This window comes from Neochlamydia sp. AcF65, assembly GCF_018342435.1.
Lineage (GTDB): Bacteria > Chlamydiota > Chlamydiia > Chlamydiales > Parachlamydiaceae > Neochlamydia.
The window spans coordinates 1-9,075 of sequence record NZ_JAEMUE010000057.1 but is presented as its reverse complement, the minus strand read 5'-3'; the positions used below and the strand labels follow the sequence as shown (position 1 = coordinate 9,075).

The 9,075-nt window shown below is 36.0% G+C and carries 6 protein-coding genes; 4 read left to right on the top strand and 2 right to left on the bottom strand.

All coding sequences use genetic code 11. From position 1 onward, the window contains the following. The first annotated feature begins 620 nt into the window (after nucleotides 1-620). Together NEOC65_RS07165 and NEOC65_RS10025 are read left to right on the top strand one after the other, a co-directional pair. Nucleotides 621-1,880, top strand: coding sequence for a PP2C family serine/threonine-protein phosphatase (locus NEOC65_RS07165; RefSeq protein ID WP_166156203.1), 1,260 nt, complete (start codon nucleotides 621-623; stop codon nucleotides 1,878-1,880). 129 nt (nucleotides 1,881-2,009) lie between these two features. Continuing rightward, nucleotides 2,010-2,225: a DUF2177 family protein gene (locus NEOC65_RS10025; protein ID WP_213150992.1), complete on the top strand. Its 216-nt coding sequence runs from the start codon at nucleotides 2,010-2,012 to the stop codon at nucleotides 2,223-2,225. A 339-nt stretch (nucleotides 2,226-2,564) separates the two neighbouring features. Here NEOC65_RS10025 and NEOC65_RS07155 read toward each other — a convergent pair whose 3' ends face one another. Further along, nucleotides 2,565-4,031, bottom strand: coding sequence for a cryptochrome/photolyase family protein (locus NEOC65_RS07155; RefSeq protein ID WP_166156197.1), 1,467 nt, complete (start codon nucleotides 4,029-4,031; stop codon nucleotides 2,565-2,567). An 818-nt stretch (nucleotides 4,032-4,849) separates the two neighbouring features. Further along, the gene (locus tag NEOC65_RS07150; RefSeq protein ID WP_213156130.1) at nucleotides 4,850-6,754 is read right to left on the bottom strand and encodes a leucine-rich repeat domain-containing protein; all 1,905 of its coding nucleotides are present in this window, start codon (nucleotides 6,752-6,754) and stop codon (nucleotides 4,850-4,852) included. Between the two features lie 763 nt (nucleotides 6,755-7,517). Between NEOC65_RS07150 and NEOC65_RS07145 the strand changes: the two genes are divergently transcribed. Both NEOC65_RS07145 and NEOC65_RS07140 read left to right on the top strand, forming a co-directional pair. Then, complete coding sequence (locus NEOC65_RS07145) at nucleotides 7,518-7,916, top strand: hypothetical protein (RefSeq protein ID WP_166156189.1); 399 nt, start codon at nucleotides 7,518-7,520, stop codon at nucleotides 7,914-7,916. A 237-nt stretch (nucleotides 7,917-8,153) separates the two neighbouring features. Next, on the top strand, nucleotides 8,154-8,699 hold the full coding sequence (locus tag NEOC65_RS07140) for a hypothetical protein (RefSeq protein ID WP_166156186.1): 546 nt from the start codon (nucleotides 8,154-8,156) through the stop codon (nucleotides 8,697-8,699). Nucleotides 8,700-9,075: the final 376 nt, after the last annotated feature.

The following is a 9,075-nucleotide window of genomic DNA, read 5'->3' as shown; positions in this document are numbered from 1 at the left end:
TTCGGCAAAGAAAGCTTAAGGTACCCTTTTGCTTTTAGATAAGCAGACCTAAGGATTATCTTTAAATAACGTTAAAATTTTTATTTGCGGGAATGGCTGTCGTTCAATTCTTTATTCAGCAGGTGTCCATCTCTTGATTTTAAGTCTTTCCCCTCTTCTTGGAGGCATTAAAGGGTTTAGGACTTGCCTTTAAGATGATCGGTAAAAAGCTTACCTATAAGTACTGTCTTTATAAGTCTTTTACGCTCATTGGCAACCGGTAATAAATCTCTTTTTCTTATCGCCATATCCCCAATTAACATAGAGGGAAGCCCCCTTCTACCTAGGCGAGAAAGAGATGCAAATTTTACTTTTCTATTTCCCTGTGTTTGAACCTAGCCTCTCCATTACAATATGATTAATCATTTTATTTAATACTGACCTTGCTAATCAGAAAATGAGAAACATGAATGCTAAGTATTTTTATTACTAGGCACAAAGATAAAAACAAGCTAAAGTAAATAACTGTTAAATATTAGAAGAATTTAAAGCAGAAAAAACTCGTATAAGCTTTCGATAAATTTAACCAAGTTTAGCGACAAAAAAAGCACTAAAAAATTATTTTAAAATAGGATTTGTTTATGATGAAAGAAACCGATGGACAAGCTAAGCCTGGAAGCTTTTTTTTCGAAATGGTAATGAATCTTTCTGACTCTATAATTTCCACCTCTGAAAATGATTCTAAAGAATCTCCATTACAAGCTCAATCATTTCAAAAAGAAAAAAAGGTGATGAAACGAGCACTGGAAGTTAAGGAAACAGAGCTAAGCAAACAAATTTTAAAGAGAAAAAAATATGCAATTTGGAAGCCCCGTAATTTAAAGATAGATAATGCTATGCAAAAAATGCTAAAAAACTCTCAAAAAGCTATGGAAGAGCATATAGAAGAGGATATCCTGGCTTACGCCACTTATCAAAGCTGTCTCCCTATCCTAGATGATAATCTGCCTAAAGCTCCTGCTTTAAGCTTGGAATATGTATCAGCCGAAGCTCAAGGTAAAAGACCACGTATGGAAGATGTCCACCTTTTCCAAGAGAACTCCCAAGGAGCTTTGATGGGGGTTTTTGATGGGCATGGGGGCAGACAGGTTGCTAAGCAGGCGAAAGAAGAATTTGAAAAAAATTTCTTCGAAACATTAGCTTTGAATGAAGGAAATGTACATCAAACTTTCGAACAATTAATTGATGAAATTCACCAAAATATTATTCAGTACACTTACTATGATATGATAGGCACTACACTAGCTATAAGCTTTATAGATAAAAATACCCATCTCATTTATACAGCTACATTAGGTGATACTGAAGCTAATATCTATAGAAACAAAGAGTCCATCGCTTTATCTTGCGTGCGAAATTGGAGGCACGCAAAAGAAGCAGCAAGAGCAGCTATAGCCCTAGAAAATCCCACGCTAGCAGAATCATGGCCTCTTGCAAAAAATCCTAAGATGTTAAGGTATCCTAATTCGCGTACTGGTATTAATGTAAGTCGTGCTATCGGGGATAAATATGCTACTGGAAAGCCTGATAAACCGGCAGTTATTCACAAGCCCAAAATTACCGTCAATCGATTAAGAAAAGGAGACATTCTTATCATCGCTTGTGATGGACTAAAAGATTATGTTTTAGAAAATGAGATAATAGCATATGTTACCTCAGAGCCTCAAGAAAAAGAAGAGGAGCCTTTGGTTGACTTAGAAAACACAGAGGAAGAAGAAATAGAGGAAGGAGAAGCCACCTTGGATAATCCCCCAAAAAATTTAGCTCAACGATTGGTTGATTATGCGCTGGAAAAAAATTCCACAGATAATATCACGGTGGTAGTAGTGAAAATCCATTAAGTAAAAATAGATAGGGCTACGCCAAGGATATTAAGGGATTAATAATTGAATAAATCAAGCATTTACAAAAAATTTTAAGGTCATGCACATTGGAATTAATCTCGGTTCTATCCAGCCTATTTTTGTTGTGTGGCTAGGTTGAAGAGGAAGAGCTTTTATCGCCACAATATTGGTCATCTTATGGATGATTCGCCTATAATATTACCCACCAGTTTTTTTATCTACGCCGCATGTTTATCTCTCTTGGTTATTCTACCTTCATTGCACCAAAAAACTAGCTATTTAAACACCTTCTTAACAGGCATGCTATTTGGATTTGCTACCTATGCCACCTACGACCCCTAATCAAGCCACCTTAAAAGATGGGCTTTTAATAGTAACTTTGGTAGATGCCGCTTGGAGATCTTTTCTAGTAGGAACCTAAGCTGGCTTACATTATATTTTATAAGCCGATTCAGTTAAAAAGGGCGTACATAGCTTAGTTTACTTTAGAGCAAGGTATTAGTTTTTAAAGCGTATAAGATAATTTAGGAAAACCTTAGAAGCTGTTGAGAATAGACTGTCAAAGTAAAAGCTGCATCAACTCTTGAGGTTATAGCTGAATTAAATTTCTTTACCCCTATTGCTTCCTTAGTCAAGATTATAGATTATTTATCTGCAATTTCTTGCTCTTCAATATGGAAGTTAACGCTGTTGCATCAGCCATGTTTCTGCTAAGGCTATTTTTGGATGAATAGTATTAGCATTTTTTTGTAGCAATTTAAGAAGCATCTTTGTTCTAGGATTTTTTTCAAAGAAAGCTTGATGTTTTGCAAGAAAGCGCCAAAAAAGGCCATCCCATTTATCTACCCACTCTTCTTTGTTGTAAGCACTCATTTTAAGCAGATAGTTAGCTCCTGATATGTAAGGTTTTGTGCTCATCAATCCTTTATCAGCATATTGGCTCATTCCATAAACATTAGGTACCATCACCCAGTCGTAAGCATCAACAAAATAGCCCATAAACCATTCATAAACAGCATTGGGATCCGTTTCTACTAGCAGTAGAAAATTCCCTAAAATCATGAGGCGTTCGATATGATGGCAATAACCGGTCTGCAATAAGCGCTTAATTACATTATCAATAGGTAAAATTCCTGTAGTTCCATCCCAAAATCCTTTAGGTAAAGGAGCAGTATGCTTAAAAAAATTAGAACATCTTTCTTTTCTTCCTTTTAAGAGATAGCAAGCTCTAATAAACTCGCGCCACCCTATAATCTGCCGAAGAAAGCCTTCTAAAGAATTTAAAGGAATATTAAGGTTTGTGTGAGCAGAAAGAGCCTTTTCAACTACTTCTTGAGGAGTCAGCAATCCAATATTTAATAAAGGTGATAGACCACTATGAAAAATTACTGCCTCTGTGGCATGTATGGCGTCTTCATAGGTACCAAATAGCTGAAGTCTATGCTCAACAAAATCAGAAAGAACTTCTTTAGCCTCGCTGAAAGTGACGGCATAGGAAAAGGGGGTAGACTTGCCATAGGCTTTAGGAAATTCCTTTTCTACATACTCAACTGCTTCTTTAACCCAGCGATTTTGTTTAGGCGCAACAAGGGGAGGAATAACAATTCCTTTAGGTAAACGTTCTCTGTTTTCTTTGTCAAAGCTATATTTACCCCCTACAGGAGAGTCTCCTTCCATCAAAATATTAAGTTTCTTACGCTGATAAATGTAAAAAGGAGCCATTGAATAGTGGGTCTTTCCTTTAAAGAAAAGCTGAAGCTCTTTTTCAGTACACAAAAACATTGGAGACTCATAAAAGCAGAGTTTCCAATGATTTTTTCTAGCAGCTTTAGTAAGATCCTGGGAAAGCCAATCATCCGTTAAATTCGCTAAATGAACCTGGTCATATTCTTTCTGTGCTAAAATTTCAAAAAGGTCTCCTCGCTTATTTAAGGAGGTGGAGTCAATATAGAAAACAGAATATCCTTGCTTTTCTAACCAATCGGCATAAGCTTTCATAGCTGCTCGCAAAAGCACAAGTTTCTGCTTGTGAAATTTTTGTACCTTAAAAAAAAGAAATTCTTCAGCTAAGCAAACAGGGCGCGTTTTATCTAAGGCAGGATGTTTTTCAAAAAGCTGATGGGGAAAAATTAGGGTAATCTCTTTCATTTTTTAATGAATCCTCTCTCTAACTTTTCTTTAACCATCTCAAATAGATCCCTTTTTAAACAAGAATTATATAAAAAGGTTGCTTAAAATTTTTATGCTAAATAATAGCTAATGATTATTTACAAAAGCCTCTATCATTTGCTTTAATTCAGTCATCTTCTATTTTTGAGCTTTTAGCTGGGATAGCTGGAGCAGTAGCGACTACAATAGATAGCAGTGGCAAATAAATTATTAGCATCAAAAGCAAGTTAAATGTTTGGCTTTTATGGGCAGATGGAATCGATAGAGTGAATGAATAGACTTAAGAAATAATACGCTTTTAAGAAACTCATTATGCGGCCCCATACTTCATAAAAACCCCTCGGACCAAGTAGAGAGAGATGTTTCAGAGGATTGGTTATGCAGGCTAAGTTTTTTCAAAGTGTATAATTTAAACTAAATAAGAAAAACTTACGTTAAGAAATTTGTAAATTAATTCGGATGTGAACCTTTAGGGTAAACATCCTTAAAAAGGCGACCATGTAGATTTTCTATTCAAAAATTTTCGACTTCCTTAATTAAATTATTCTCTCGGCTAGCAAAAAAACAGATAAAAATTTGAATAAATAAGGACCTCTACATGTTTAGAAAAGATTTACTTCTTAGCCTAATTTTTGCTAGAAGAAACTAAAGAAAACAAATTTTTTTGAATTAAAGAGAGCTAAATGTTGTTTTGTTAAATGCTGCTTCAAAACCTAAGTTACTTAAGTTGCAAAAAAAAATGCTTTAGGGCGCCTTACCTCTCGATCTAACAATATCTTTAATCTACTAATTCAACATCACACGATTTTACTTTTATAAATATTTTCTAGAAAAGGGTTGCCCCTTACATCAACTTCACAATGACCAGGAAGCTGTTGAAGTAATCTAGGAAAAGTAGTTAACTTGTTGTTGTCTAAGTAAAGCTCTCGCAAAGAAGAAAGCCGCCCGAGGCCATTAGGTAGAGAGGTTAGCCGGTTGTTGCTTAAGTGAAGTTTATCAAGATCAAGAAGCTGCCCGATGGTTCCTGGGATATTCGCTAGCCGGTTGCTATCTAAGTAAAGCTCTTGCAAGGAATCAAGCTGTCCAATCGTTAAAGGCAGAGAGGTTAGCCGATTCTTATTCAAGTAAAGTAGCCGCAGCTCATCAAGCTGTCCAAACTCTGAAGGGAGGGTAGCTAGCTGGTTATTGACTAAGTAAAGCTCTGTTAAAGAATGAAGCTGTCCAATTTCCGCAGGAAGCGCAGTGAGCTGGTTGTCGCTTAACCAAAGCCTTGTTAGCTGGGAAAGCTGCCCAATTTCCATAGGTAACGCATTTAGATGGTTGTCTATTAAGTCAAGCTTTTCCAGCTGAGAAAGCTGCCCAATTTCAGCAGGTAAAGCGTTTAGATGGTTATCTATTAAGTCAAGGTGTTTCAGCTGAGAAAGTTTTCCAATCCCGGTAGGAAGCACTGTTAGCTTGTTGTAGCTTAGGTCGAGCTGTTCCAGCTGAGAAAGCTGTCCTATCTTTGCAGGAAGAAAAACAAGCTGGTTACGGCTTAAGTCAAGCTGTTCCAACTTAGAAAGCTGCCCAATTTCGGCAGGAAGAAAAACAAGCTGGTTATTGCTTAATTCAAGCTTTTCCAGCTTAGAAAGTTGTCCAATTTCGGTAGGGAGCATGGTTAGCTTATTGCTGTGTAAACAAAGCTTTTTCAGTTGAGAAAGCTGTCCAATTTCAGCAGGAAGAGAGGCAAGCTGGTTCCAGCTTAGATTAAGCTGTTCCAGCTGAGAAAGCTGCCCAATCTCGGCAGAAAGCGCGGTTAGCTGTCTATGGCATATAAAAAGCCTTTCCAGCTGAGAAAGTTGCCCAATCTCAGGCGGCAAAATTGTAATCTCTAACTGTAAATCTAAATTCGGCTCCTCTAAAATTTTTAATGGGATATCTAAATATAAACAACTAATATCTTCATCATGCTCTTTAATCCATTGTGCTAGCAGCTCTCCTTTTATCTTTAAAAGTAATGCTTTAATTTCTGCCTGGTTTAAGTACTCCTTTCCTCCCGGTAGGCGGCCCCAAAGCCATAGGCGGCTAATATTTAGTAGATAGGAGGAATAATTAGAAAGAGTAAAATCCTTGCTATTCTTGGATGTTCTTTCCATTGGAGAATAAGAAGTCGCTAAATTAAAAAGCCTTTGAAAAATGCAAGACACCTTTTCTTCAACGGAAAGATTGGATTCAATCCGATAAATTTGATCCAAGCTACGAACCTGTTCTGCCACATCCCCCTCCCTATCAGGAAAATGAAGATGAGCTATCGCGCCGTAAAGAGAGGGAATAGAAAGAGGAGAAAGAGCGTGAATTTTGTCTCCAAGCTCAACCATTTTCTTTAAAGTCGGATTTTCTGGAATTTGAAGTTCCTCCAAAAGACTGATTAAGCGCTCAATATAAATCTCTCTAGAAGATTCTAGCGGACGGAGCTTAGCTGTGGCGGCAAGTTGCCTCACCGTGTGGTTAGGTGCATGCCCTTCAATAGGCTTTCCATCTAGAGGACAAAGCTTATCGCCTGCTAAACGTTGGATCACCGTATCTTCATTAAAGGTGTGACCACAAGGAAACAAAACAACAGCATGAGCCATCAATTTTCCTGATGTCGCGTCTTTTATATTATTCGAGCCTATTACGCAGAGGTTTACCTTGCTGCTAGAAGTAGAAGTTGGCGGCATCATATAAGCTCCTTAAAGTTTCATAGCAATTTATTCTCTCATTATTAGAAGAGAGATGGTTTTTCAAAGATTTATCTTAACTCTCTGCTAGAGAACTTACTCTTTTTTCCTCTTTATTTAACGATCTTTATTTTAAAAACTGAAAGAAATCTTTCATATTTTATAAAAACCTTAGCGGATTTTCCTATCTTTCTAGCAATTTTCTTCTTAATTTTTATGATTAAATACTTAAGATTAATTGCCACCACGTTTTTATCTAATCACCTATAAATATGAAACGCCAAAGCTATTCTTTTTATTCTTCTAAGAAAAGAAGCTTATTATCTTTTCCGCCTCGTCTTTTCTTACGAAGCAAAAAGAATGAATAAAATTCTTTAAAGGCTTCACACTTTGCATAAATTAGGATAGCATATTTACCCTGCCTCTGTTTGCCTTAAAGAGCTTGCATAAGATCAAAAAGTTCTGGTTAAATGAGGAAAAATAAGTTTTTGCTAGATTAAACGCTACAAAAACCATCCCCTCCTGCTTATTAAAAAGCATTTTGCTATGGCAAATTTCTTTTAAGCGTTACCGTTGCCCGTTAATCAATTCCTAAAAATTTATTCCACAATTTTGGAGCTAGAATCACGGTTAATACACCCCGTAAACTTCCCCTCATGCTGTAAGATTTCCAACTTAATTATTAGAAAATCTTTCTTTATCTAAAATTAACATAATTGCATTAACATTTAATGTTTATTAATTTTTGCAAAACAAAAGTAGAAAAATGGATTACCTTCAAACTTTAACTAAAATAGAGAAGCAATTTAATATTTTAGGAAGCCTCCCTGTCATAGGTATATATAGTGGAATTGTACGTGTTGTGGCAGGTAACGTGCAGGCAACGGCAGGAGCTATTCTGGCAGGAACAGGTTATCTAGGAATGGTTTTTGATGAAAAGAATAAAAGAAAGTGGAGGCATATGACCAACTGTGGGATCCACCAGTTCTTCCATGGTATCTTAAATACCATTCGCGGGTATGGCGAGACGGTGCTAGCGGGGACAGCTTATGGTAGCTTCGCACTTCTTATCTATCAATTGACCTCCTCTGAGCCATTTAATCCCTCCTTTAAATATGAACGCTACCCTAATTATTTTAAATGTTCCCTTTCCCTGTTTAATTGAAAGCATAAGGAGGAATTTAAAGCTGGGATCCTGATTCCTTTCCCCCTACAGATGTCAAAGAGGAGAAGCGATTATCTAAAAAATTAAAGCTTATAACAGTAATTTAAAATTTATTGTATTTCTTATCGACAACGTTTTAAAAGGATAAAAAAATGAAATTTATAATAGAGATGGGAATTTAATCAAATTCTTTTTACTATAGGAAAGATAGAAGCTATAAAGGTAAGGAACAACGGCATGGAATTACAAGGGCTGGTAAGAAGCTATTTTAAAGGCTTTCATGAAATCTGGAATTATCAAAAAAATTATACGCAATTAAATGCTTTAAACCTGCTAAAAATGTTTTCCTATTTTATTTTAGCAATCCCTGTAGGTTATGCAGCTGTTTATGCTGCCACTTATCTTTATGGACGTATCAATAAAAAGCCAAGCCTAACCAAGCAAGATCAGCAGCTCAAAAATCGGGCAGCGAAAACTTTTTTTTCACTACATCTTCCTCAACCTATCTCACCATTTTCTCCCTTAAAGAATTGTCATGTAAATATTCAACTCTTTATCACTGAAGCTAAAATTTTTGCTCAGCAGCCTCGAAATGCCTATGGAGATCCGGACAAATTATTGAAGTACATTCATAACAAATTAGAAACAAAAGAATTTCAAACTAATCCTCGAGTGTTTATGGATAAGTGGAAAAAAGAAAGGGGCTTTACTGAGGAAGTACGTGTACCTGAAGATCAAGCAATGGCTTTTTTTGAAAGAAAAGTTATGCCACACATACGCTAAAACCTTATGAATCTATCTTGCTAATGGATTTATCTAAAAAGCTATTAAACTAAAAGTAAAAAATGCTTACCAATATTTTACTTTTCTTTCTTATCTAGCTAGTTTGACATGATTTAAAGGATATTTCATGCTTAAGCATATTTTGAGAGCGTTTTTTCTCCCAAATCGCTATAATTTGTTTACGCCTAAATCATTATAAAGCTCTTAATTTCTTGCAAAGTTGACTATGAAACCAATCAAGCTAGATAACAAACAAAGCCGTCTTTTTAAATCTCGATTTAGCGATGAACTCAATCTAGATCATCCTCTTATCCAGCTATCCAAATTGATTGAATGGAAGCAGCTGGAAGAAGAGTTTGATAAGCTGTTTGTAGAA